This is a genomic window from Ensifer sp. R1-3, from assembly GCF_056739175.1.
This window is the reverse complement of record NZ_CP096515.1, coordinates 2788701-2814190: the sequence shown is the minus strand read 5'-3', so window position 1 is coordinate 2814190 and position 25490 is coordinate 2788701. Positions and strand designations below refer to the sequence as shown.

24 protein-coding genes are annotated in these 25490 nt (G+C 63.6%); 20 read left to right on the top strand and 4 right to left on the bottom strand.

Going from position 1 to position 25490, the window contains the following annotated elements:
• Positions 1 to 118: 118 nt before the first annotated feature.
• Positions 119 to 847 carry a DNA polymerase III subunit epsilon gene (dnaQ, locus tag M1D43_RS13510; RefSeq protein ID WP_003531724.1) on the top strand — a complete coding sequence of 243 codons (729 nt, stop codon included), beginning with the start codon at positions 119 to 121 and terminating at the stop codon, positions 845 to 847.
• A gap of 105 nt (positions 848 to 952) precedes the next feature.
• Here dnaQ and secB read toward each other — a convergent pair whose 3' ends face one another.
• Positions 953 to 1459 carry a protein-export chaperone SecB gene (gene secB, locus M1D43_RS13505; protein WP_010968288.1) on the bottom strand — a complete coding sequence of 169 codons (507 nt, stop codon included), beginning with the start codon at positions 1457 to 1459 and terminating at the stop codon, positions 953 to 955.
• 166 nt (positions 1460 to 1625) lie between these two features.
• On the bottom strand, positions 1626 to 2207 hold the full coding sequence (locus M1D43_RS13500; protein WP_153313974.1) for an FxsA family protein: 582 nt from the start codon (positions 2205 to 2207) through the stop codon (positions 1626 to 1628).
• Positions 2208 to 2341: 134 nt separating this feature from the next.
• Here M1D43_RS13500 and M1D43_RS13495 point away from each other — a divergent pair, with 134 nt between their 5' ends.
• From M1D43_RS13495 to gyrB, 5 genes are all read left to right on the top strand, one after another.
• Positions 2342 to 3043, top strand: a complete 702-nt coding sequence (locus M1D43_RS13495; protein WP_010968290.1) for a Tim44/TimA family putative adaptor protein — start codon at positions 2342 to 2344, stop codon at positions 3041 to 3043.
• Positions 3044 to 3060: 17 nt separating this feature from the next.
• Entirely contained in the window at positions 3061 to 4179 is a 1119-nt protein-coding gene (gene mltA / locus M1D43_RS13490; RefSeq protein ID WP_153313975.1) for a murein transglycosylase A, read from the top strand.
• Positions 4172 to 4738, top strand: coding sequence for a Smr/MutS family protein (locus M1D43_RS13485; RefSeq protein WP_153313976.1), 567 nt, complete (start codon positions 4172 to 4174; stop codon positions 4736 to 4738). Before mltA ends, M1D43_RS13485 begins: the two co-directional genes overlap by 8 nt.
• Positions 4735 to 5112 (top strand): helix-turn-helix domain-containing protein, encoded by a 378-nt coding sequence (locus M1D43_RS13480; RefSeq protein ID WP_003531717.1) that lies wholly within the window; start codon positions 4735 to 4737, stop codon positions 5110 to 5112. Before M1D43_RS13485 ends, M1D43_RS13480 begins: the two co-directional genes overlap by 4 nt.
• 134 nt (positions 5113 to 5246) lie before the next feature.
• On the top strand, positions 5247 to 7682 hold the full coding sequence (gene gyrB / locus M1D43_RS13475; RefSeq protein ID WP_003531714.1) for a DNA topoisomerase (ATP-hydrolyzing) subunit B: 2436 nt from the start codon (positions 5247 to 5249) through the stop codon (positions 7680 to 7682).
• Positions 7683 to 7781: 99 nt separating this feature from the next.
• Here the strand turns inward: gyrB and M1D43_RS13470 are convergent, their stop codons facing one another.
• Entirely contained in the window at positions 7782 to 8378 is a 597-nt protein-coding gene (locus M1D43_RS13470; RefSeq protein WP_107607798.1) for a nitroreductase family protein, read from the bottom strand.
• A 166-nt stretch (positions 8379 to 8544) separates the two neighbouring features.
• Here M1D43_RS13470 and gabD point away from each other — a divergent pair, with 166 nt between their 5' ends.
• Together gabD and hpaI are read left to right on the top strand one after the other, a co-directional pair.
• Positions 8545 to 9999, top strand: a complete 1455-nt coding sequence (gene gabD / locus M1D43_RS13465) for an NADP-dependent succinate-semialdehyde dehydrogenase (RefSeq protein ID WP_153313977.1) — start codon at positions 8545 to 8547, stop codon at positions 9997 to 9999.
• A gap of 268 nt (positions 10000 to 10267) precedes the next feature.
• The gene (gene hpaI, locus M1D43_RS13460) at positions 10268 to 11068 is read left to right on the top strand and encodes a 4-hydroxy-2-oxoheptanedioate aldolase (protein WP_003536422.1); all 801 of its coding nucleotides are present in this window, start codon (positions 10268 to 10270) and stop codon (positions 11066 to 11068) included.
• Positions 11069 to 11080: 12 nt separating this feature from the next.
• Here the strand turns inward: hpaI and M1D43_RS13455 are convergent, their stop codons facing one another.
• Positions 11081 to 11959 carry a GntR family transcriptional regulator gene (locus M1D43_RS13455; protein ID WP_028010710.1) on the bottom strand — a complete coding sequence of 293 codons (879 nt, stop codon included), beginning with the start codon at positions 11957 to 11959 and terminating at the stop codon, positions 11081 to 11083.
• Positions 11960 to 12096: 137 nt separating this feature from the next.
• Between M1D43_RS13455 and M1D43_RS13450 the strand changes: the two genes are divergently transcribed.
• The 12 genes from M1D43_RS13450 to trpA all read left to right on the top strand — a co-directional run bounded on the left by M1D43_RS13450 (position 12097) and on the right by trpA (position 25489).
• Positions 12097 to 13632 (top strand): UxaA family hydrolase, encoded by a 1536-nt coding sequence (locus M1D43_RS13450; RefSeq protein ID WP_003536426.1) that lies wholly within the window; start codon positions 12097 to 12099, stop codon positions 13630 to 13632.
• Between the two features lie 56 nt (positions 13633 to 13688).
• On the top strand, positions 13689 to 14708 hold the full coding sequence (locus M1D43_RS13445; RefSeq protein ID WP_153313978.1) for an aldo/keto reductase: 1020 nt from the start codon (positions 13689 to 13691) through the stop codon (positions 14706 to 14708).
• A 108-nt stretch (positions 14709 to 14816) separates the two neighbouring features.
• Positions 14817 to 15806: an ABC transporter substrate-binding protein gene (locus M1D43_RS13440; RefSeq protein ID WP_003536438.1), complete on the top strand. Its 990-nt coding sequence runs from the start codon at positions 14817 to 14819 to the stop codon at positions 15804 to 15806.
• A 111-nt stretch (positions 15807 to 15917) separates the two neighbouring features.
• Positions 15918 to 17471, top strand: coding sequence for a sugar ABC transporter ATP-binding protein (locus M1D43_RS13435; RefSeq protein WP_153313979.1), 1554 nt, complete (start codon positions 15918 to 15920; stop codon positions 17469 to 17471).
• 33 nt (positions 17472 to 17504) lie between these two features.
• Positions 17505 to 18479: an ABC transporter permease gene (locus M1D43_RS13430; RefSeq protein WP_010968301.1), complete on the top strand. Its 975-nt coding sequence runs from the start codon at positions 17505 to 17507 to the stop codon at positions 18477 to 18479.
• Positions 18480 to 18526: 47 nt separating this feature from the next.
• Entirely contained in the window at positions 18527 to 19543 is a 1017-nt protein-coding gene (locus M1D43_RS13425; RefSeq protein WP_153313980.1) for a zinc-binding alcohol dehydrogenase family protein, read from the top strand.
• A 267-nt stretch (positions 19544 to 19810) separates the two neighbouring features.
• Positions 19811 to 21085 (top strand): polyhydroxyalkanoate depolymerase, encoded by a 1275-nt coding sequence (gene phaZ / locus M1D43_RS13420; RefSeq protein WP_153313981.1) that lies wholly within the window; start codon positions 19811 to 19813, stop codon positions 21083 to 21085.
• 149 nt (positions 21086 to 21234) lie between these two features.
• Positions 21235 to 21660, top strand: coding sequence for a DUF2852 domain-containing protein (locus tag M1D43_RS13415; RefSeq protein ID WP_010968303.1), 426 nt, complete (start codon positions 21235 to 21237; stop codon positions 21658 to 21660).
• Between the two features lie 98 nt (positions 21661 to 21758).
• Positions 21759 to 22514: a M48 family metallopeptidase gene (locus M1D43_RS13410; protein WP_153313982.1), complete on the top strand. Its 756-nt coding sequence runs from the start codon at positions 21759 to 21761 to the stop codon at positions 22512 to 22514.
• 237 nt (positions 22515 to 22751) lie between these two features.
• Complete coding sequence (locus M1D43_RS13405) at positions 22752 to 23399, top strand: phosphoribosylanthranilate isomerase (RefSeq protein ID WP_027992968.1); 648 nt, start codon at positions 22752 to 22754, stop codon at positions 23397 to 23399.
• 24 nt (positions 23400 to 23423) lie between these two features.
• Positions 23424 to 24644, top strand: a complete 1221-nt coding sequence (gene trpB / locus M1D43_RS13400) for a tryptophan synthase subunit beta (RefSeq protein WP_003536446.1) — start codon at positions 23424 to 23426, stop codon at positions 24642 to 24644.
• A 5-nt stretch (positions 24645 to 24649) separates the two neighbouring features.
• Positions 24650 to 25489, top strand: coding sequence for a tryptophan synthase subunit alpha (trpA, locus tag M1D43_RS13395; RefSeq protein ID WP_010968305.1), 840 nt, complete (start codon positions 24650 to 24652; stop codon positions 25487 to 25489).
• Position 25490: the final 1 nt, after the last annotated feature.

The window sequence follows — 25490 nt, the reverse complement described above, 5'->3', positions numbered from 1 at the left end:
GATGCGCTATCATCGGTGCAAACCTGGCACTGAAGCTTCAAATGACGGCGAAATGCCATTAAGAATGGAGGTCAGCTTCGGGTGATTCGCCCCGAAACAGCGTCCACAGGGCTCCCGTATGCGTGAAATCATCTTCGATACGGAAACGACCGGCCTCGACAACCGCGAGGACCGGGTGATCGAGATCGGCGGTATAGAGCTCGAGAACCAGTTTCCGACGGGGCGCACGATCCATATCTATATCAATCCGGGGGAGCGCAAGGTTCACCCGGAAGCCCTGGCCGTCCACGGTATCACCGACGAGTTCCTGAAGGACAAGCCGCCCTTCGCCGATGTCGCCCAGGAAATCGTCGATTTCTTCGGCGATGCCCGTTGGGTCGCCCACAACGCCACCTTCGACATCGGCTTCATCAATGCGGAGTTCGAGCGGCTCGGCCTGCCGCCGATCGGCAGCGACCGGGTTATCGACACTCTGGCTCTTGCCCGCCGTAAGCACCCGATGGGGCCGAATTCGCTCGATGCGCTCTGCCGTCGCTACGGTGTAGACAACTCCCATCGAACCAGGCACGGAGCCCTGCTCGACTCCGAGCTGCTGGCCGAGGTCTATATCGAGATGATCGGCGGGCGCCAGGCCGCGCTCGGTCTCGTGGTGACGGAGGCAGGTGACCGGCCGATCGAGGCTGACGACGGACCGGTCGTCGTGGTCACAAGGGAAAGGCCTCTACGGCCACGGCTGACGGAGGCCGAGATCGCCGCCCATGCGGCGCTCGTCGCGAAGATCGGCGCGAATGCGATCTGGTCGAAATACAGCGAAGCCGATGACGTTCTCAGATCGGAAGCTGTCTAGGCCTATCCGTATTGCGGCGCCCGCGAGGTTTCTCAAGCCGAATCGCATAGACCGGGCACAAAAAACCCGGCTCGGTGAGCCGGGTCTTCCAATCATTCGGACCGATCAGTTGGCCGTGTCGTTGGTATTGGCCACCTGCGCGCGGACCTTTTCCTCGGCCATGCGCTGGGCAAACATCTGCGCGAAATCGATGGGATCGATCATCAGCGGCGGGAAGCCGCCGTTGCGGGTGGCGTCGGCTACGATCTGGCGCGCGAAGGGGAACAGGAGGCGCGGGCACTCGATGAAGAGCAGCGGCAGCATGTGCTCCTGCGGGAAGCCGGCAACGCGGAAGACGCCGCCATAGGCGAGCTCGACGTTGAAGAGCATCTTGTCGCCGTCCTTCGCCTGGGCGCTCAACGACAGGACAACGTCGAAATCATTCTCCGCCAGCGGATTGGCATTGACATTGACATTGATGTTGATCGACGGGGAGCGGTCGCGAGCCTGCAGCGAACGCGGTGCGCCGGGGTTCTCGAAGGAGAGGTCCTTGACGTACTGGGCCAGGATATTGAGCGACGGGCTCTGCTGCTGGGCACTGCCGTTGCCGTTTGATGCGGTATCAGTCGTCATAAGAGTTTCCTCGGACTTCGAATTGGTGAGGCCATCTAGCATTTAGGGCCTGGGCTTACAACCCTCGTGGCCCGGCCTGGCCCGACGCAGGAACACGTCCGACCTTCTTTGGGAACCGGTATTATAGACCCGATTGGAGCCGGGATCAGAAAAAGTGAAGCTCGGATCAATGAGGCGGACGATCCGGCGGCGGCGGCGGGTCGTCTTCGTCCTTTGTCTTGCGCGAAAATTCGTCCTCGTCGAGATCGATCGTCAGCGGGCCGCGGCGCTCCTCGCGAGGGGTGCCAGCGGACTGGGTGCCAGCGGATTGGGGACCAGAGGACTGAGGACCAGAGGATTGAGGGCCAGGGGATTGGCGCCTGGAGGAACGATTGAAGCCGGTTGCGCTGCTCAAAATCGTCATCCTTCTGCGCAGGAAGGCGGCGATGGCGCGCCGGACCGGGGGCAGAAAGATGAGAAGGCCGACGAGGTCGCTGATGAAACCGGGCACGATCAAAAGGATAGCGGCGATGAAGATCAGCACACCGCCGAGAACGTCCAGCCCCGGATCGTTGCCCGTCCGCGCCGCCTCCTGCACGCGCCGGAGCACGCCGAATCCCTGGATGCGCAGGAGCATGATGCCGGCGACGGCACTTGCGAAAACGAGAAGAAGCGTCATCGCCACGCCGATCTCGCGCCCGACGGCGACGAAGCCTGCGATTTCCGCAAGCGGCAGCCCGAGAATGACGAGCGGGATCAGGAAACGCATCGCCCGTGCTCGCAAGAAGGTGAGTGCAATTGTCCGGTCTCCGGTTTATGGGTGCGACATCGTCGTTTGAATGGTCTATCCTTCCGGACTATATGGAACAGTACGAGAAATTCTAACAGCGGTTCCGGGTGGAAATGGGCTCTTTTGATTTCATCACATTTTTTTTCCTGATCGCTGCCGTGGTCATCTTCCTGCAATTGCGTAGCGTCTTAGGTCGCAGGACCGGCAGCGAGCGGCCTCCTTTCGATCCCTACTCTCCACGGGATATCGCTCAAGGGCCGGAAGCCAAGGATAACGGCAAGGTCGTTCAGCTTCCACGTCGCGAGACGGCGGAGGACGAGTCGCGCTATGCCGCGATCGAGATCGTCGCCAAGGCCGGAACTCCGCTGAATGCCCAACTCCGGGCAATGACCGACGCGGATCCCAACTTCAATCCGGCCGAATTCCTCAACGGTGCGAAGATGGCCTACGAGATGATCGTCATGGCCTTTGCCGACGGCGACCGCAAAACCCTCAAGGGTTTGCTGTCCCGCGAGGTCTACGAGGGCTTCGAGGCCGCGATTGCGGAGCGCGAGGCCAAGGGCGAGGTGGTCAAGTCGACCTTCGTCGGCATCGACAAAGCCGATATCGTGCACGCGGAGATCAAGGACGCCGAGGAAAACATAACGGTCAGGATCATCAGCCAGCTTATTTCCGCGACCTACGACAAGCAGGGGAAACTGGTCGACGGAGACGCCGATTCGGTTGCCGAAGTGAACGACCTGTGGACTTTTGCGCGCGATATCCGTTCACGCGACCCGAATTGGAAGCTGATCGCCACCGAATCGGAAAACTGACCGGGAAGCGGGCGGCCATGGCTTTTCATCTCGAGCCGGTCTCCTTTTCGGAGCTGCCCGGCTGGTCTGCGGACGACCCGGCGCCGGTGATCGCTTCGCTTCGGCGCTGTCACCGGCATGCAACGGAGGTGAAGCCGTACAAGACCGGCTCGCTCGGCATTTCGGTCGGCGACCTCCTGCCCGCCTTCGAGGCGGCGGGCAGCGATTTCTCCGATGCGGCGGCCGCACGCGCATTTTTCGAGGCCCAGTTCGTTCCGTTCCGCGTCTGCCCGGAAGAGAAAAGGACCGGCTTCGTCACTGCTTTTTACGAACCGGAGGTCGAGGTACGGGCTGGGCCGGATGCGGAGTTCCGCTTTCCCTTCTACCGGCGTCCCTCGGACCTCGTCGATATCGACGACACGAACCGGCCGGCAGGAATGGACCCTTATTTCGTCTTCGGCCGCCGCCGTGACGGCAGGATCGAGGAATATCCGGACCGCCGCGCGATCGAAGAAGGATTTCTCGCCGGCCGCGGACTGGAAATCGCCTATGCCCGCTCCAAGGTCGACGTGTTCTTCGTCCATGTGCAGGGTGCGGCGCGGTTGATCTATCCGGACGGATCGCGCCGCCGCATCACCTATGCCGCCAAAACCGGGCACCGCTTTTCCGCCGTCGGGAAGCTGTTGATCGATCGCGGCGAGATTGATGCCGCCACCGTGTCGATGGCGAGCATTCGCGCCTGGCTGGCGGCCCATGCCGACAGGGCGGACGAGGTTCTGTGGCACAACCGGTCCTTCATCTTTTTCCGCGAGGCGCCGGTCGATGAGGAGGGGCTTGGCCCCGTGGCGGCTGCCAAGGTGCCGCTCGAGCCGGGACGCTCGCTTGCGGTCGACCGCCTCATCCACACATTCGGCGTTCCCTTTTACGTCGCGAGCGAAACCCTGACCCATCTCGACGGCGGACATCCCTTCGGTCGCCTGATGCTCGCGCTCGACACCGGTTCGGCCATCGTCGGCCCGGCGCGCGGCGATATCTTCACGGGCTCCGGCGACCAGGCGGGGGAACTCGCGGGTTGCGTGCGCAACGACGCAGACTTCTTCATTTTCGTACCCCGCGCGGCCGCGGTCCGATATCGCCCGCAGTCCAGCCATGGCTAAGGACAAGAAGCTTTCCACCGAGGACCGCATTCTCTGGGGGAAGGTCGCGCGTTCGGCGCGGCCCATGCCCGGGCGGTTGGAGAATCTCGAGGAGCTGCTGGGCGGGACCGCGGAAATCAAGGCTGTACCCGGCCCGGAGGCGGCGCCTTCCTCGAGCACGCCCGAAAAGGCCGGCAGGGGCTTTTCTCTCGGCCGCGACAAGGCAGAACACCGCCCTCATCATCCGCTGGAGCGGCCCGTCAAACGCAAACTTGCCAAGGGCCGGCTGACGCTCGAGGCGAGGATCGACCTGCACGGCATGATCCAGAGCGAGGCGCACGGACTGCTGCTGCAGTTCCTCCTCAGGGCGCGCGACCGCGGCTTGAGGCATGTCCTCGTCATCACCGGCAAAGGGACGTCGCTCGGCAGCGACGGCGCCCTGAAGCGGGCCGTGCCGCTCTGGTTCTCGCTTCCCGAGTTCCGGCCATTGATATCGTCCTACGAACCGGCAGCCCGCAATCACGGCGGCGAGGGCGCGCTCTATGTGCGGCTGGCGCGTGCGAAGGGAGGCGCATCATGACTCCCTTCGGCGAAGCCGTGCGCGAACTTCGCCGGCGCAAGGGCGTGTCTCAGAAGGAGATGGCGGCGGCGATCGGGGTTTCGCCCGCCTATCTGTCCGCTCTCGAACACGGCAAGCGGGGAGCGCCGAGCTTCGACTTCCTCCAGCGCGTTGCCGGCTATTTCAACGTGATCTGGGACGAGGCCGACGAACTCTTCCGGATAGCGCATCTTTCAGACCCGAAAGTCGTGCTCGACACGTCCGGCCTTCCGCCCGGTCACACCGCCTTCGCCAACCGTTTGAGCATGGAGATTCGCGGCCTGTCGGCGGAGACGATTCGGGCGCTGGAAGATGTTTTGGAAAAAGCCACATTTCCTGATAAGGACAGGGGATGAAAGCCCCTCCCGGCCGAGATCTTCGCGTCGGGATTTGGAACCATTGGACAAATTTTCTATAGTCCGCGAGGCATCTCGCGCTGTGATTCGCAATGAATCGCGACGTCCGAAAACCTGGAAAGACCTGAGCCCGAATGACCGATATTTCTGAGACCGAAGCCGGCGCAATCGCCGAATATGGTGCCGATTCCATCAAGGTGCTGAAAGGCCTCGATGCCGTGCGCAAGCGCCCGGGCATGTATATCGGTGACACCGACGACGGCTCGGGTCTGCACCACATGGTCTACGAGGTCGTGGACAACGCGATCGACGAGGCGCTTGCCGGCCATGCGGACATCGTGACCGTCACGCTCAATCCCGACGGATCCGTCACGGTGACGGACAACGGCCGCGGCATACCGACGGACATCCACCGGGAAGAGGGCGTCTCGGCGGCGGAAGTCATCATGACGCAGCTTCATGCCGGCGGGAAATTCGACCAGAATTCCTACAAGGTCTCCGGTGGCCTGCACGGCGTCGGCGTTTCGGTCGTCAACGCCCTCTCCGTGTCGCTGAAGCTCAAGATCCGCCGGGCCGGCAAGATCCACGAAATGAGCTTCACCCACGGCGTAGCGGACGGGCCGCTCAAGGTGACGGGCGACGCCGGCGGCGAGACCGGAACCGAGGTCACCTTCACGCCGAGCGAACAGACCTTCTCGAACATCGAGTTCGAGTTCGGCACGCTCGAGCATCGACTGCGCGAACTCGCCTTCCTGAATTCCGGCGTGCGCATCGTGCTGACCGACAAGCGCCATTCTGACATCCGTCGGGAAGAAATGATGTATGACGGCGGTCTCGAGGCGTTCGTCGCCTATCTCGACCGGGCGAAGAAGCCGCTCGTGCAGAAGCCGGTGTCGATCCGCGGCGAGAAGGACGGCATCACCGTCGAAGTCGCAATGTGGTGGAACGACAGCTATCACGAGAACGTGCTGTGCTTCACCAACAACATTCCGCAGCGCGACGGCGGCACGCATATGGCCGGCTTCCGCGGCGCGCTCACGCGTCAGATCACCTCCTATGCCGATACATCCGGCATCACCAAGAAGGAAAAGGTATCGCTCACGGGCGACGATTGCCGCGAGGGGCTGACGGCTGTGCTGTCGGTGAAGGTTCCCGATCCCAAATTCTCCTCGCAGACCAAGGACAAGCTGGTGTCCTCGGAAGTCCGCCCGGTCGTCGAAAGCCTGGTCAACGAGGCCCTGAGCGTCTGGCTCGAAGAACATCCTTCCGATGCCAAGATTCTCGTGGGCAAGGTCGTGGAGGCGGCCGCCGCGCGCGAAGCCGCGCGCAAGGCACGCGAGTTGACGCGCCGAAAAGGTGCGCTCGACATCTCGTCGCTTCCCGGCAAGCTCGCCGATTGTTCCGAGCGCGACCCGGCCAAATCCGAACTCTTCCTGGTGGAGGGCGACTCGGCAGGCGGCTCGGCCAAGCAGGGCCGCTCGCGTGAAAACCAGGCGATCCTGCCACTGCGCGGCAAGATCCTCAACGTCGAGCGCGCGCGTTTCGACAAGATGCTGTCGAGCCAGGAAATCGGCACGCTGATCACCGCGCTCGGCACGTCGATCGGCAAGGACGAGTTCAACGCCGACAAGCTGCGCTATCACAAGATCATCATCATGACGGATGCCGACGTCGACGGGGCCCACATCCGCACGCTGCTGCTCACCTTCTTCTTCCGGCAGATGCCGGAGCTGATCGAGCGCGGCCACCTCTACATCGCCCAGCCGCCGCTTTACAAAGTGGCGCGCGGCAAGTCCGTCCAGTACCTCAAGGACGAGAAGGCGCTCGAAGATTATCTGATCAGCATGGGCCTCGAGGAGGCGTCGCTCGAACTCGCTTCGGGCGAAGTGCGCGTCGGCCAGGACCTTCGCGAGGTCATCAACGACGCGCTGCGCCTGCGCTCGCTGATGGAGGGGCTCCACTCCCGCTACAATCGCTCGGTCGTGGAGCAGGCCGCCATCGCCGGGGCGCTCAACGTGGAACTCAACGGCGAACGCGACGAATATCAGTTGATCGCCGCCGAAGTGGCCCGCCGGCTCGATGTCATCGCCGAGGAGACCGAACGCGGCTGGGAGGCAGCGGTGACGGCGGAAGGCGGGCTGAAGCTCGAGCGCATGGTGCGCGGCGTCAAGGAAGCGGCCGTGCTCGACATGGCGCTGATCGGTTCTTCCGATGCCCGCCATATCGATCAGCTCAAGGCACGGCTGAAGGAGGTCTATGGCGCTCCGCCGGTGCTGCGCCGCCGCGACGGCACGCAGGAGATCAGCGGTCCGCGCGCCCTCCTCGACGCGATCTTCGCCGCCGGCCGCAAGGGGCTCACCATGCAGCGCTACAAGGGCCTGGGCGAAATGAACGCCGAGCAATTGTGGGAGACGACCCTCGATCCGAACGTCCGTTCGCTGCTGCAGGTCAAGGTTACCGATGCGACGGATGCGGACGGTCTGTTCTCGCGCCTGATGGGCGACGAAGTGGAGCCGCGGCGCGACTTCATCCAGGAAAACGCACTGAGCGTCGCCAATCTCGATATTTGACGCGCAAGTGTAGCCGCAGCACTTTGATCATAGCTTCGACAAGAGCAGGGCGGTCCTCCGCCCTGCTCTCGTCTTTACGGAAGCTCGATCGCTCGCGGATCATTCGCCCGTGAAACGTCCTTCGAAGACGAGTTCGCTGATGGGCTTGCGCTGGCTTGGTTTTTCGCGTTCCCGCAGATCGTCCGGCAGGGTGGAAGGATCCGCAATCCTGCCGATCGCAACGGCTGCCTCGACCCGGTAGTGCTCCGGAACGCCGAGCACCTGCATGGCCTTCTCCCTGTCGACCCCCGCCATCGCATGGGCATGCCATCCGGCGAGCTGCGTCTGCAGCGCCAGCGCGAACCAGGACGCTCCCGTGTCGAAGGCATGCGTAAAGGCCGGCCTCAGTTCGCCGGTCGTTGTGACCCTGTGGGTTTTCGAAAGGATGATGACCAGGGCAGATGCGTTTTTCGCCCAGCGCTGGTTGCCCTCGTCGAGCGTCGACAGCAGGCGAACGAAATGCTCGGTGCCGTGGCGGGCGTAGACGAAGCGCCAGGGCTGAAGATTGCTGGCCGAAGGCGCCCAGCGCGCCGCTTCGAAAAGGGCGAGCAGATCCTTTTCCCCGATCTCCTCGCCGGTAAAGGCGCGCGGCGACCAGCGCTCCAGAAAGATCGAGTGGATGGGGTGATCGGCTCTTCTATGGTTGATTTCTGTCACGAACGAACATCCTTATTCTTGCAGATACGCACCTGTCCGACGCATCGCCATTCCTGCGCGTCAGCTCAATATAGGCGAGAAGGATCCGTAAACGGCAATCATGCGATTGTCGAACCGGCGAAAAAAGTTGTATAAGTTCTGTAGATTTTTTGAGGAAGGACTCGCCATGAATCTGAAAGACCCGTCGCTGTCTCGCCAGGCTGCTCTCGTGGGCGAGACCTGGATCGAAGCCGACCCGAAGAATGCGATCGAGGTGAACAATCCGGCGACCGGCGAAATCATCGGCCGCGTCCCGAAGCTCGGCGCCGCCGAGACCCGAACCGCGATCGAGGCCGCGGCGCGGGTGCAGAAGGAATGGGCGGCGAGGACCGCCAAGGAGCGCTCGGCGGTGCTGCGCCGCTGGTTCGAGCTGATGATCGAGAACAAGGACGATCTCGGCCGGATTCTGACGATGGAGCAGGGCAAGCCGCTAGCGGAGGCGACAGGCGAGATCGTCTACGGAGCGAGCTTCATCGAATGGTTCGCGGAAGAGGCGCGGCGTGTCTATGGCGATCTCGTCCCCGGCCATCAGAAGGACAAGCGCATTCTGGTGATGAAGCAGCCGATCGGCGTCGTCGCCGCGATCACGCCGTGGAACTTCCCGAACGCGATGATCACCCGCAAGGCCGGGCCGGCCTTTGCCGCCGGCTGCGCCATGGTCTTGAAGCCGGCCGCGCAGACGCCGTTTTCGGCCATCGCCATCGCCGTGCTCGCCGAGCGCGCGGGCATGCCGAAAGGTCTCTTCAGCGTCATTACCGGCTCCGCGCGCGAGATCGGCGCCGAGATGACTTCGAACCCGACCGTCCGCAAGCTTACCTTTACCGGCTCGACCGAGGTCGGCGCAGAGCTCTACCGCCAGAGCGCGGCAACGATCAAGAAGCTTGGCTTGGAACTCGGCGGCAACGCCCCGTTCATCGTCTTCGATGATGCCGATCTCGATGCGGCGGTCGAAGGCGCGCTGATCGCCAAGTTCCGCAACAATGGCCAGACCTGCGTCTGCGCCAACCGCATCTATGTGCAGGACGGCGTCTACGAGGCCTTCTCCGACAAGCTCGCCCAGGCCGTCGCCAAGCTCAAGACCGGCAACGGCATGGAGGACGGCGTCATCCTCGGACCGCTGATCGACCAGCCGGCGCTGGAAAAGGTCGAGGAGCATGTGGCGGATGCGCTTGCGAAGGGCGCGCGCGTGGTGCAGGGCGGCCGTCGCCATTCACTCGGCGGCACCTTCTACGAGGCGACGGTGCTGGCCGACGTGACCCAGGCGATGGCGGTCGCGCGGGAAGAGACCTTCGGACCGGTAGCGCCGCTCTTCCGCTTCAAGGACGAGTCGGATGTGATCGCACAGGCGAACGACACCGAGTTCGGCCTCGCCTCCTATTTCTACGCCAAGGACCTCGCCCGCGTCTTCCGCGTGGCGGAAGCGCTGGAATACGGCATGGTCGGTGTCAATACAGGCCTGATCTCCACGGCCGAAGCACCCTTTGGTGGCGTCAAGCTCTCGGGCCTTGGCCGCGAGGGCTCGAAATACGGCATCGAGGAATTCATGGAGATCAAATATGTCTGCCTCGGCGGCATTGCCTGAGGCTGCTCGCGATCGGAAACAAGCCGGCCGGAAAGTTCTGGCCGGTTTTTTCTTTTACCGTTAAGAGGTTAATCGACGTTTTGAAATTCGGGATTGCCCCTCACCCTAACCCTCTCCCCGCAGGCGGGGAGAGGGGACTGGAGCGGTGCGGCATATCCCTTCTCCCCGCAGGCGGGGAGAAGGTGCCGGCAGGCGGATGAGGGGCAGAGAAAGCGGACGACTTCTCCGCATCCCAACCAGACAGACTCGGACGCAAGAGGAGACGACTATGCCCGCCCCCAAAAACACCTTCAAAGCGGCGATCCGCGAAAACCGCTTTCAGCTCGGTCTCTGGGTGGCGCTCGCCAGTCCCTATGCGGCGGAAGTGGTGGCCGGCAGCGGTTATGACTGGCTGCTGATCGATGGCGAGCATGCGCCGAACGACCTTCCCATGCTGGCGGCGCAGTATCGCGCCGTCGCCGGCGGAGGCAGTCATCCGATCGTCCGCCTGCCGGTCGGCGACGCGGTCATGATCAAGCAGATCCTGGATGCCGGCGTGCAAACGCTGCTGATCCCGATGGTCGACAATGTCGAGCAGGCGCGGCAGCTCGTGCGCGCCGTGCGCTACCCGCCGCATGGCGTTCGCGGTGTCGGTGCCGCGCTCGGCCGGGCAACGAACTTCAGCCGCATCGGCGACTATCTCGAAAACGCCAACGACGAGATCTGTCTGCTGCTGCAGATCGAGAGCCGGGCAGGGCTCGAGGCGATCGACGCCATCGCTGCGCTGGACGGCGTCGATGGCCTGTTCGTCGGTCCGGCGGATCTTGCCGCGGACATGGGACATCTCGGAAATCCGGGCCATCCGGAGGTGCGGACAGCGATAATCGAGGCCTTCGCGCGGATCGAGCGCGCCGGCAAGGCGCGTGGCATCATGACCCTCGATCCCGCCCAGGCGCGCGACTATCGTGACCTCGGGGCCGATTTCATGGCGATCGGCACCGACGTGACATTGCTCGTCAGCGCAACGGAGCGGCTGCGCCGGGAATTTCTTGGAGAGAGCGGACCGACACGGATAGAATCCGGCTATTGATCGATCTGCCTACTACGAAATCGACTGGAGCAGCGTCTCCCGCGCCGATTTCAGGTGTCGCCGGCAGGCCTGTTCGGCGAGCATGGGATCGCGCGATTGCAGCGCGACGATGTAGTCGAGATGCTCCTCCAGCGCCCGGGCGTTGCGCTCCCGCGCATTCGCCTTGTTCCACTGGTAGTGATAGTGGAAGACGATGGCGATGACATCGTAGAAGTCGATGATGAAGCGGTTGCTCGACGATTTGTGCACCAGCAGGTGGAGGCGCTCGTCGAGTTCGGAAAATTCGCTGTAGCGATTGTCGATGTCGGCGAGGATCTCCCGATGCACCGCCTCGATCTTCTTCAGCTCCTCCCAGGCCGGGTCCTGGTCGGGAAGGGAGACGAAGCGGGCGGCCGAGCGCAGCTCGAACATCTCCCTTACTTCCGTCAGTTCGAGTGCGAATTCGCGCGTGAACCCCTTGAGAACCCAATGGCTGTTCGGTCGTTTTTCGATCAGCCCGAAACGGCTGAAGCGGATCAGGAATTCGCGCACGCTGGTCGTCCCGGCGCCGATTTCGCGGGCAAGCTCGAGCTCGTTGATCTGCATGCCGGGCTCGGCGCCGCCTGCCAGAATCCGGCGCATGAAGCTCCGCTCGATCCTCTCGGCGAGCGAATCGGTCTCCGCGGTCGGGAAGTAGTCCGAGGGCTCAGGCCTTCTCAGCACCGTCTTGCTGCGCTTGTCCCAGGCGATGAGGCTCAGTTCCTCGCAGCGCGTAAGGATGGCGCGCACGGTCGTGCGGCTGACACCGAGTGCCTGCCCGAGCTCCGGTTCGGACGGAAGCGTGGTGGTCTCCGCGAACAGCTCGAGGCAGCGGTTGAAGGCATCCTTGAAGACGGTGTTTTGCTTCGCCATTGGCGCGGATCCGGCCCGGTTCGGGTTTCTGGTGTCGGCACGCCGTGGCTCCGTTCCGCGACGACCGCAATGGCCCCATAATAGCCATTGACGAACATCTGTCTATTGTAGATAAAAGACAGAACTGGTGCTTGCACATGTTGGAAACCGTTCGGGAGGAGCTTGATTTGCCCGCACCGTCTTCGATCCTTCTTTCGCCGGACGATAACGTCGTCGTCGCCACCGCGGCGATTGCGCCGGGCGACCGGCTGGCCGGCGGAGTGTCGGCGGTCGCGCGCATAGAGCCGGGCCACAAGGCCGCGATCCGCAGGATCGACGTCGGTGAGCCGGTGGTCAAATACGGCCAGGCGATCGGCCGCGCCACATCCCCCATCGCGCCCGGCGAGCACGTTCATTCTCATAATCTTGCCTTCGATCAGGGCCGGCTCGCCATTGGCGCCGCCGTTCCGCCGGAGGCTGCGAGCGAGGCGGACAAGGCGCGCACATTCCTCGGCTATCGCCGGGCGGACGGTAGGGCCGCAACGCGCAACTATATCGGCATCGTCGCCAGCGTGAACTGTTCCACCACGGTCTGTCGCGCGATCGCCGACGAGGCGAACAGGCGCATTCTGCCGAAATATGAAGGCATCGACGGTTTCGTGCCGATCGTCCACGACCAGGGATGCGGCATGTCGTCCACCGGCGACGGCATGAAGAACCTGCACCGGACGCTCGCCGGCTATGCGCGCCACGCGAATTTCGGCGGCGTGCTGATGGTCGGGCTCGGCTGCGAGGTCAATCAGCTGACGCTCTACGGCCAGAGCGGGGCCGGGGCCGAGAAGCGGCATTTCAACATCCAGGAGGCCGGCGGTTCGCGCCGCTCGGTCGAGCGCGCCCTCGGCATTCTCGACGAAATCGCCAAGGAAGTCGCGGCCGCCCGGCGCGTGCCGATCCCGGTCAGCGAGATCATCGTCGGCCTGCAATGCGGCGGTTCGGACGGGCTTTCCGGCATCACCGCAAATCCGGCGCTCGGTGCGGCGGTCGACATACTCGCCGCCGCCGGCGGCACGGCGATCCTTTCCGAGACTTCCGAGATCTACGGAGCCGAGCATCTGCTGCGCAGCCGAGCGGTCAACGAGACGGTCGCGGTCAAGCTTGACGGCCTGATCGCCTGGTGGGAGGACTATGTGGCGATGCATGGCGCCTCGCTCGACAATAATCCTTCGCCGGGTAACAAACGCGGCGGCTTGACGACGATTCTCGAGAAGTCGCTTGGCGCCGTCGCCAAGGGCGGCCGCTCGCCGTTGACGGCTGTCTACAATTACGCCGAGCGCGTGACGGAGCCCGGCCTGGTCTTCATGGACACGCCCGGCTACGATCCGGTCTCGGCAACCGGCCAGGTCGCCGGCGGAGCCAACGTCATCGCGTTCACGACCGGCCGCGGCAGCTGTTTCGGCTGTCGGCCGGCGCCGTCGATCAAGCTCACCAGCAACACGGCGCTCTATCGGGCCATGGAAGAGGACATGGACATCGACTGCGGCGTCATCGCCTCGGGTGAAACCACCATCGCCGATCTCGGCCGGGGGATTTTCGAGCTCATCATAGAGACCGCCTCGGGCCGCAAGACCAAGAGCGAGCTTTTCGGCTACGGCGACAACGAATTCGTGCCCTGGCATCTGGGGGCGACGCTCTAGGCTGAAGGGGCGAAGCGAGACGCGTAAGGGCGCAATCCTTGGGGAGGAGACAAGGAATGCAGACGAGAAGGATAGGCCGGACCGCGCTTGCGGTGACCGAATACAGTTTCGGCACGGCGGGACTGGGCGGTCTCTATCGCGAATGTACCGGCGAAGCGGCGATGGCGACGCTCGACGCCGCCTGGGAAGCGGGTATCCGCTATTTCGATACAGCGCCGTTCTATGGGCTGGGCCTTGCCGAGCGGCGGGTCGGCGACTTCCTGCGCGACAAGCCGCGTGACAGCTTCGTGCTGTCGACGAAGGTCGGCCGCCTGCTTCATCCGGTGCCTGAGAACCAGGTCCCTGACTATTCCTACGTCAAGCCGCTGAACTTCGACGTCACCTATGACTACGGCTACGACGCGATCATGCGTTCGGTCGAGATGAGTTATGCCCGTCTCGGTCTCAACCGCATCGACATTCTTTATGTCCACGACATCGGCGGCTACACGCATGGCGCGGCGAAAAACGCCGTCTACCTGCGGCAGCTTCTGGATTCCGGCCTGAAAGCACTCGATGAGCTGAAATCGAGCGGCGTCATTTCAGCCTACGGCCTCGGCGTCAACGAGGTGCCGGTCTGCCTGGATGTCATGCGCCAGGCCGACATCGACTGCATCCTGCTTGCCGGTCGCTATACGCTCCTCGACCGCTCCGCGGTTGCCGAGCTCCTGCCGCTCTGCGCGAAGAAGGACACCTTGCTGGTCGTCGGCGGCGTGTTCAATTCCGGCATTCTCGCGACCGGACCGATCGAGGGAGCGCATTTCGATTACATGCCCGCGACCGGCGAGGTGCGCGCCAAAGTCGCGGCGATGGAGCGTATCGCCGGAGAGCGCGGCATGCCGCTGGCCGCCCCGGCCCTGCAGTTCCCGCTGGCCAATCCTCACGTCGCCTCGGTGCTGCTCGGAACCGCCAAACCGTCGAGCCTGACGCGCAACATGGAACTGACCCGCTACGGGATCGCGCCGGAAGATTACGCGGCCTTCGAACCCCATACGCTTGTCGCGCCCGAGCTGGGGCCGGAGGCGGTAAGGGCCTGATGCTTCGCCGCCCTCGATGGCGGCCGCCACTCTCATAAGCAACCGGGCCCGCATGCACCTGGCGGCCCGGTCGATAACGGAACAAGGTGTCACTGAGAGGAGAACCCGATGAGCATAGCCAAGCGCATTCTTTCACGCCGTGCCTTCAACGCCCTGGCCGGCGCCGCTTTCGTCGCCGCAATGGTCCCCGCGACCTCTTTCGCGCAGGACGTCACGATTCCCATCATCGTCAAGGACACCACCTCCTTCTACTGGCAGATCGTGCTTGCGGGCGCGCGCGCCGCCGGCAAGGACCTCGGCGTCAACGTGCCGGAGCTCGGCGCCCAGTCGGAATCCGACATCAACGGCCAGATCACCATCCTTGAAAACGCCGTTGCGGGCGCGCCGGCCGCGGTCGTGATCGCGCCGACGGAGTTCAAGGCGCTCGGCAAGCCCGTCGACGAGGCTGCGAAATCGGTTCCGGTGATCGGCATCGATTCCGGGGCGGATTCGAAGGCCTTCACCTCCTTCCTCACCACGGACAACGTCCAGGGCGGACGCATCGCCGCCGACGGTCTTGCCGCCGCCATCAAGGAGGCGACCGGCAAGGAAGAGGGCGAGATCGCGATCATCACCAGCCTGCCGGGCGTCGGCTCGCTCGACCAGCGCCGCGAAGGCTTTCTCGATCAGGTCAAGACGAAATATCCGGGCCTGAAAGTGGTTGCCGACAAGTATGCCGACGGACAGGCGACGACCGGTCTCAACATCATGACCGATCTGATCACCGCCAACCCCAATCTCGTCGGCGTTTTCGCCTCGAACCTGATCATGGCGCAGGGCGTCGGCCAGGCGATCGCCGAGAACAAGCTCGGCGACAAGATCAAGGTGATCGGCTTCGACAGCGACGAGAAGACCGTGGGCTTCCTCAAGGAAGGCGTGCTGGCGGGCCTCGTCGTCCAGGATCCCTACCGCATGGGCTATGACGGCGTGAAGACGGCTCTTGCGGTCTCCAAGGGCGAGAAGGTCGAAGCCAATGTCGATACCGGCGCCAATCTGGTCACCAAGGCCAATATGAGCGAACCGAAGATCGACGCGCTTCTGAATCCGAAGGTCAACTGACGAACGGAATTGCGCGGCGCCGCAGGACCGGCGCTGCGCATCGCCTTCAGGAGAACAGTGCAACGGCCGAGGGGATCGGCCGTTGCGATCCGGGAAGTGGAGGACAATGCCATGATAGGGCTTCAAGAGGTCAGCCATCGCCATGACGAACAGGTGAGGGCGGCGGGCGGCCATCCGGTTCCGAAGGGCGCACCCATCCTGGAACTCCGCGGCCTGCAGAAAAACTATGGCGCGGTCGAGGCTCTGAAGCCCGCGACGATGACCTTTCTATCCGGCGAAATCCACGCGATCGTCGGCGAGAACGGTGCCGGCAAATCGACGCTGATCAAGCTCCTGACCGGGGTCATTGCCCGCAGTGCCGGAGAAATCCGCTGGTGCGGCGAAACTGTCGACCTCGCCACGCCCAACGAAGCGATCGCCCGCGGCATCAATGCGGTTCACCAGGAGGTGGTGCTTTGCCCGCATCTGAGCGTTGCGGCGAACATGTTCCTGGGCGACGAGATGAACCGGCGCGGGCTGATGCGCAAGCGCGCGATGACCGGCGCGGCCCAGGGCGTGCTTGACGATCTCGGCTTCAATCTGCCCGCCAATGCCGAACTCGGCAGCCTGACGATCGGCCAGCAGCAGCTGGTCGCCACTGCTCGGGCGGCCATGCGCGGCACGCAGTTCCTCATCTTCGACGAGCCCACGGCCTATCTCACGCGACAGGAATCGGCACAGCTTTTCCGCCTGATCCGCCGGCTGCAGGGCGAGGGCGTCACGATCGTCTATATCAGCCACAGGCTGGAAGAGGTGTTCGAGCTTGCGGACCGCGTCTCGGTGCTTCGCGACGGCACGCATGTCGGCACGCGCGCGATTTCCGAGACGAACGAGGCCGAGCTCATCACTTTGATGATCAACCGCACGATCGAACAGATCTACCACAAGGAACGTTTCGAACCGGGCGAGATGATCGTCGAGACGCGCGGGCTCTCCGGTCCAGGTTTCCGCGACATATCGCTCTCGGTCAGGGCGGGCGAGATCGTCGGGCTCTACGGTCTGATCGGCGCCGGCCGCAGCGAATTCGCGCTCGGCCTTTACGGGCGCAATCCGGTGAGCGCCGGAGAGATCTTCTGGCAGGGCCGCAAGGTCGCGATAGGCAATGAGCGGAAGGCCATGGATCTCGGGATCGCGCTCGCGCCGGAGAGCCGCCGCGATCAGGGCCTGTGCCTCAACCTGCCGATCGGCGTCAATATCAACCTGCCTGTTTTCAAAAGGCTGACGCGCGGCTTGACGATCAACCGTGCGCAGGAGGCCTCCAATGCCGAACGTCAGATTAGGGATCTGAACATCAAGACGCCGTCGCGGCGGGTGCTTGCCTCCGCCATGTCCGGCGGCAACCAGCAGAAAATCGTTATCGGCAGATGGCTGAGCCACGGAGCGAAGCTCTTCATCTTCGACGAGCCGACCGTGGGCGTCGATGTCGGCACCAAGGCGGAAATCTACCGGCTGTTTGCGCGGCTTCTGGAGAAGGGGGCAGGGATCATCCTGATCTCCTCCTACCTGCCGGAGGTCTATGAACTGGCCGATCGCCTGCATGTGTTCCGGCAGGGGCGGCTTGTGGCAAGCCACGACTACCGGGCCGCAAGCCATGAGGAAGTGCTGGCGCAGGCGATCAATGCCTGAGAGCCGGATGAGGAAGGACGCAGGGAGGAAGCGATGAGTGTGGAAACGGTTGAAAGCGCGGGACCGACGCCGAAGAAAGGCGTCAGCATCCTGTTCGGTCTGACGCTCGTGGGATTGCTGGTCGTCCTGTGGCTGCTCCTCGGCCTGGCGACCAACGCCTTCTGGACGCCGAACAACATCAGCAACCTCCTGCGTCAGGGGGCGATGACCGCGATTCTCGCCGTCGGCCAGACCTTCGTCATCATCACGGCCGGCATCGACCTTTCGGTCGGCGCCGTCGTCGGTTTCACCAGCGTCATCGTCGCCTGGCTGCTCGCGGCGGGGGTTCCGCTCTGGCTCGCGATCATCGCGACGCTGGCGATCGGCGTGCTGATCGGCGCCTTCCACGCCTTCGGCATCGTCCGCATGGGGCTGCCGCCCTTCATCATCACGCTTGCGACGCTGACCTCGCTTCGCGGCATCGGTCTCCTGATCACCAACGGCTCGACCATCTCGATCACCAACGACGCCTTCACCACTTTCTCACGGGCCGACTTCCTCGGAATTCCCAGTCTCTTCTGGATGGTGATCGTCGTTGCGATTCCGGCTTACGTCTTCCTGCATCTGAGCCGCTTCGGCCGCTATCTCTTCGCCGTCGGCTCCAACAGCGAGGCGGCGCGTCTTTCCGGCGTCAACGTCAACCGCACGATCTATCTGGCCTATATCCTGTCATCGACCTGCGCCGCCTTCGTCGGGCTGCTGCTCGCCTCGCGCATCGGCATCGGCAACGCCACCCAGGCCGAAGGCTGGGAGCTGCAGGCGATCGCTTCGTCGGTCATCGGCGGCACGAGCCTTTTCGGCGCCGTCGGCTCGGTCCACGGTCCCCTGCTCGGCGCCTTCATCCTTGCGACGATCAACAACGGCGCCAATCTCCTGAACGTCAATTCCTTCTGGCAGCGCATCATCACCGGGCTGCTGATCATCGTGATCGTCTATTTCGACCAGTTGCGGCGGCGGGGGGCGCGGTGATGGCCGCCCTGCCCGCAACCGGTCCCCAGCAAGCTTCGGAGCGCCGCATGAAAGCCGTCGTCTGTTCAGAGCCCGGCCGCCTCGCGCTCGTCGCCCGCAGCGGGCCTGAGGCACCGCCACCCGGCTCGGTGCGCCTTGCCGTCAGCCGCGTCGGGATCTGCGGCACCGATTATCATATCTTCGAGGGCAAGCACCCCTTTCTCGAATATCCGCGCGTGATGGGCCACGAGATCTCTGCGAGAGTGATCGAAGGCGGTCCCGGCACCCGGCTCGCGCCGGGGACGCTCGTGGTCGTAAATCCCTATCTCTCCTGCAGGGAGTGCATCGCCTGCCGCAAAGGCAAGCCGAACTGCTGCACGGCGATCCGCGTCCTCGGCGTTCACACCGACGGCGCCTTCTGTGAAGAAATCGTCATGCCCGAGCAGAACCTCTATCCGGCCGAAGGCCTTTCGCCGGAAGCCGCCGCGGCGGTCGAGTTCCTGGCGATCGGCGCTCATGCCGTCCGGCGTTCGGCGGCAGGCCGAGGCGTCCGTTCGCTGGTGATAGGTGCCGGGCCGATCGGACTTGGGACGGCCCTCTTCTCGCGCATCGCCGGCCACGACGTAAGGCTGCTCGACACGAGCGAGGAGCGCCTGGCCTTCGCCACGGAAAAGCTCGGCTTTTCGCCCGGCATCCTTGCGGGCGACGATGCGGCGCTCGCGCAGGCGACGGGCGGGGATGGGTTCGACGTCGTCTTCGACGCCACCGGCAACGCCCAGTCGATGGAACGGGCGTTTGGCCATGTCGCCCACGGCGGCACGCTCGTCTTCGTCAGCGTGGTCAAGGAGGAGATCCGCTTCTCGGATCCCGAATTCCACAAGCGGGAAATGACGCTCGTCGCCAGCCGCAACGCCACGCGCGAGGACTTCGATCACGTCATTCAGTCGCTTGCGGCGGGGCTCGTCCCGATAGAGGCGCTCGTCACCCACCGCACGACGCTCGAGGACCTCGTCCGCGACCTTCCCCGCTGGGTCCACGACAAGTCGGGGCTCGTCAAGGCGGTTGTCGCGGTGAGCGCCGGGTGAGAGGCTTCATTCCATGGGGATGTCCTTCCCAAAAAGTGAGGGATGCGTTTGTTGCTCTGCACAAGAAAAATGCTAGTGTAGCAGCGATTGCGGACACCAGAGACGAACAACCGCAAGCTAGATCATTCCGCCGTCCCGGTGAAATGATCTACTCTTCGTGACTAGGCGCTTTCGGATGGAAACCATTAGAAATGTTTCCTGTGGAAGCGCTCCGGCGTCGGACTGGGAGCGGCGTTTTCGTTGATTTGAAACAAGGGATACGCGCCCATGTTCTACCAGCTTTACGAGATGAACCATGCGATGATGGCTCCGTGGCGCACGGCGGCGGACGCCATGCGGCTGGCCTTCAGCAATCCGATGAACCCGGTTTCGCATACCTATTTCGGCCGTGCCGCAGCCGCGGGGCTGGAGGTTTTCGAGCGTGCCACCCGCCGCTACGGCAAGCCGGAATTCGGCCTTCCCGAAACCGAGATCGATGGGCAGCCCGTGCCGGTCCGCGAAAGGATCGTCTGGCGCGAGCCGTTCTGCAACCTCATACATTTCGAGCGCAGCCTGCCAAGGGATCGCGCTCCGGATCCGAAAGTCCTGATCGTTGCGCCGATGTCCGGCCACTACGCCACGCTGTTGCGCGGAACGGTGGAAGCACTGCTGCCCCATTCCGACGTCTACATCACCGACTGGATCGATGCCCGCATGGTTCCCTTGAGCGAGGGAACCTTCGATCTCGACGACTATATCGACTACGTCATCCAGATGCTGCATTTCGTGGGGCCGGATGCGCATGTGATCGGGGTCTGTCAACCGGCCGTGCCGGTTCTGGCGGCCGTCGCGCTGATGGAGGCGGCGGAGGATCCCCTCGCACCGTCGACGATGACGCTTATGGGCGGGCCGATCGACACGCGCATCAACCCGACCGCGGTCAACGAGCTTGCGAAGGAACGGCCGATCGAGTGGTTCCGCGACAATGTCGTCATGCCGGTTCCGTGGCCGCAGCCCGGCTTCATGCGCATGGTCTATCCGGGCTTCCTCCAGCTCTCCGGCTTCATGTCGATGAACCTCGACCGGCACCTGATCGCCCACAAGGAGTTCTTCGCCCATCTGGTCAAGAACGATGGCGATGCGGCCGAAAAACACCGTGACTTCTACGACGAATATCTGGCGGTGATGGATCTGACCGCGGAGTTCTACCTGCAGACCGTGCAGGTGGTGTTCATGCAACATGCGCTGCCCAAGGGCGAGATGATCCACCGCGGCAAGCGTGTCGATCCGACGGCGATCCGACGCGTCGCGCTGCTGACCGTCGAGGGCGAGAACGACGACATTTCCGGCCTCGGCCAGACCAAGGCGGCGCAGACGATCTGCACCGGCATTCCCGATTCTATGCGGCAGCACTACATGCAGCCCGACGTCGGCCATTACGGCGTCTTCAACGGCTCGCGTTTCCGCCGCGAGATCGCACCGCGCATAGTCGCCTTCCAGCGCCGGCATTCACGCCATGCGAAGCCGGTCAAACAGCTCATCAAGGGCGGCAAGTCGGCCTGAGCGAGCGATTGGAGCGCTCGATTTGCCGGAGCAAAGTCAGGGGGTTGTCCGATTCCTTGATACAATGTCTTGCGTCGGGGCCGTGGGTTTCCCACATCGTTTTCATCGGGCCGCGAAGGGCGGCCCGCCGACTGCGAGGAATCCTGAAGATGAACCAATCTGCACTGATCCGTCCGGACTGGACGCCTGCGACCATTGCATTGATGGTGCTGGGTTTCATTGTGTTCTGGCCGCTCGGCCTGGCAATGCTCGCCTACATCCTCTTCGGCGACAAGCTGAGGGCGTTCAAGAAGGACGCCAATGAAGGAGTGGATCGCATGTGTGCCGGCTTCAAACGGAACCGCCGGGGACAATGGGCACATCATCGTACCGGCAATGTCGCCTTCGACGACTGGCGGACAGCGGAACTTGCCCGTCTCGACGAGGAGCGCCGCAAGCTCGACGAGATGCGCGAGGAATTCGACGGCTATGTACGCGAGCTCCGTCGTGCAAAGGACCAGGAGGAATTCGACCGCTTCATGCGCGAACGCAAGAACGGCCGCACCGGTCCGGAAGCCGGCTTCGAATCGAGCTGATCGCATCCGGTGTTTCATGACATCCGGTGTTTCATGTGAAACGCCGGATGTTACTCGTCCATCTGCCAAGTGCCCTGCGAATCGGCTAGAACGGCCTCATGTTTTCATCTCTCAAGCGGCGCCGTGGCAGTGGACCGCCCCTTGATGTCATCCGTGACATCGAGGTCGCCGGCAAGGTCCTTCCCCTGACCATTCGGCAAAATGCGCGAGCGACGCGGATGACGCTCCGCATCGAGCCCGGTGGCCGAGCGTTGAAGCTCACCGTGCCGGAGGGCCTGCCGGAGCGCGAGGTCAGCGCCTTTCTCATCCGGCACCAAGGCTGGTTGATGACCAAGCTCGCCCGCTTTTCCGGCGAAAGCGAGCTCGAGGACGGCGGCACCATCCTTGTTCGCGGCGTTGCGCACCGCATCGAGAGAACGGGCCGCCTGCGCGGCTTGACCGAAGCGCTCGTGATCGACGACGAGGCGGTTCTGAGGGTGGGCGGTGCCGAGGAGCATCTGCGCCGGCGCATCGCCGACTATCTCAAGAAGGAAGCCCGCAGCGAACTCGAGCGCCTGGTCGCCGTCTATGCGGGCAGGACGGGGCGCAGGGCACGCTCCCTCAGTCTGAAGGACACCCGCAGCCGTTGGGGCTCCTGCTCCGCCGAGGGCGATTTGAGCTTTTCCTGGCGGATTGCCATGGCGCCGCCGAAGGTGATCGCCTATCTCGCGGCACACGAGGTCGCCCATCTTCAGGAAATGAATCATGGACCGCGTTTCTGGGCGTTGTGCGAAAGCCTGTGCCCTGAAACGAAGGATGCCAAGCACTGGCTCAAGCGCAACGGCACGATACTGCATGCGATCGATTTCGGGTAGATCGAGAGTGGCCAAACGGCCCCTCAACCCGCGGGCGGGGAGAGGGGAATGACGGAGCATGCCGCTTGTCCCTTCGCCCCGCTTGCGGGGAGAAGGTGCCGGCAGGCGGATGAGGGGCGCCGGCTTGGTTCGCTCGAAAAACACCGGATGCCCGCCGCCGCCCTCGTCCTAAGATTGGCCGCTGCCGCGCAACGGTTTTGCTCGACTCGGGCGGCTTTTCATGCAAGGTCGCTTTCCATGAAAACGGAAGTGAAGATCTGTGGTTTGAAGACGGCCGAGGCCGTGGAAAGTGCCGTCGCGCTCGGCGCTTCCCACGTAGGCTTCATCTTCTTTCCCAAGAGCCCCCGCAACATCGAACCGGACGATGCCGGCCGCCTTGCCGCGCGCGCCCGCGGGCGCGCGAAGATCGTTGCGGTCACGGTCGATGCGGACAATGACGGTCTCGACGAGATCGTGTCGGCGCTCGACCCCGACGTCCTCCAGCTTCACGGTTCCGAAACTCCGGAGCGGGTCCTTTCCATCAAGGCGCTTTATGGTCTTCCGGTGATGAAGGCGCTTGCCGTCCGTGAGGCCTCCGATCTGGAGCGGATCGATCCCTATTTGGGCATCGTCGACCGTTTTCTCCTGGATGCGAAGCCTCCGGCCGGTTCCGATCTGCCGGGCGGCAACGGGATTTCTTTCGACTGGCGGCTTCTCGACGCGCTTGACGGAAGCGTCGATTACATGCTTTCCGGTGGATTGAACGCGGGCAACATCGCAGACGCACTTGCGCTGACCGGCGCCCGCGCCATCGATACATCCTCCGGAGTGGAAAGCGCGCCGGGGATCAAGGATCTGACGCTCATGGAAGCGTTTTTCGAAGCGGTCCGCCGGGCGGAAGCTTGAGCGGCCGTGATCAGGGAGCAAGACGTGAATCAACCGCCTAAACCGAACTCCTTCAGGTCCGGACCCGATGAAGAGGGCCGTTTCGGCATATTCGGCGGGCGCTTCGTCGCCGAGACGCTGATGCCGCTGATCCTCGATCTCCAGGATGAATGGGCGAGGGCGAAGAACGATCCGGCTTTCAAGGCGGAACTCGAAAATCTCGGCACCCACTATATCGGCCGGCCGAGCCCGCTCTATTTCGCCGAGCGCCTGACGGCCGAACTCGGTGGCGCCAAGATCTATTTCAAGCGCGAGGAGCTCAATCACACGGGCTCCCACAAGATCAACAATTGCATCGGCCAGATCCTGCTCGCCAAGCGCATGGGCAAGACCCGCATCATCGCAGAAACCGGCGCCGGCCAGCACGGAGTGGCATCGGCGACGGTCGCGGCGCGCTTCGGCCTGCCCTGCGTGGTCTACATGGGTGCGACCGACGTGGAGCGGCAGGCGCCGAACGTCTTCCGCATGAAGCTTCTCGGCGCCGAGGTGAAGCCGGTGACCGCCGGCAACGGCACCCTCAAGGACGCCATGAACGAGGCGTTGCGCGACTGGGTGACCAATGTCGATAGCACCTATTACCTGATCGGCACGGCCGCCGGCCCGCATCCCTATCCGGAGATGGTGCGCGACTTCCAGGCAGTCATCGGTGAGGAAGCCAAGCAGCAGATCCTCGAAGCCGAAGGCCGGCTTCCCGATCTCGTCGTCGCCGCCGTCGGCGGCGGTTCCAATGCGATCGGCATCTTCCATTCGTTCCTCGACGACGAGGGCGTCAGGATCGTCGGCGTCGAAGCGGGTGGCAAGGGGCTCGACGGCGACGAGCATTGCGCTTCGCTGACCGCCGGCTCGCCCGGCGTGCTCCACGGCAACCGCACCTATCTTCTTCAGGACGGTGACGGCCAGATCAAGGAAGGCCATTCGATCTCGGCCGGGCTCGATTATCCTGGCATCGGACCGGAACATGCCTGGCTGAACGACATCGGCCGCGTCGAATATGTGCCGATCATGGATCATGAGGCACTCGAGGCCTTTCAGACGCTGACGCGGCTCGAAGGCATCATCCCGGCGCTCGAACCGTCCCATGCGCTTGCCGAAGTCATCAAGCGCGCGCCGAAAATGGGCAAGGACGAGATCATCCTGATGAATCTCTCCGGTCGCGGCGACAAGGACATTTTCACCGTCGGCAAAATTCTCGGTATGGGGCAGTAAAGATCATGACCGCACGCATGGAGCAACGGTTCGCCGACGTGGCGGCCGAGGGGCGCCCGGTCCTCGTGACCTATTTCATGGGCGGCGACCCGGATTTCGACACGTCGCTGGCGATCATGAAGGCGCTGCGGCAGGCGGGTGCCGACATCATCGAACTCGGCGTGCCCTTTTCCGACCCGATGGCCGATGGACCGGCGATCCAGCTCGCCGGCCAGCGCGCGCTGAAGGCGGGGCAGTCTCTCGCCAAGACGCTGGAGCTCGCCCGGCTCTTCCGGGCGGAGGACCAGCGCACCCCCATCGTGCTGATGGGCTATTACAACCCGATCTATATCTATGGCGTCGAGCGGTTCCTGGCGGACGCACTCGAGGCCGGCGTCGACGGCCTGATCGTCGTCGATCTGCCCCCGGAAATGGACGACGAACTCTGCATTCCGGCACTTGAGAAGGGCATCAGCTTCATCCGCCTGGCAACGCCCACGACGGACGATCGCCGCCTGCCCAAGGTTCTCGAAAACACGTCGGGTTTCGTGTATTACGTCTCGATGACCGGGATCACCGGCTCGGCGCTGCCCGATCCGTCGCTGATCGCCGGAGCGGTCGCGCGCATCAAGGCGCATACGCCCTTGCCTGTCTGCGTCGGCTTCGGGGTGAAGACCGCCGACCATGCGCGCGCCATCGGCGCATCCGCAGACGGCGTCGTCGTCGGCACGGCGATCGTCAATCAGATCGCGTCGAGCTTGACCGAAGAAGGCCGGGCAACGGAAGCGACGGTCCCGGGTGTCGAAGCGCTCGTCAGGGGGCTTGCGGCCGGCGTACGGGCGGCACGGCTTGCTGCAGCCGAATAAT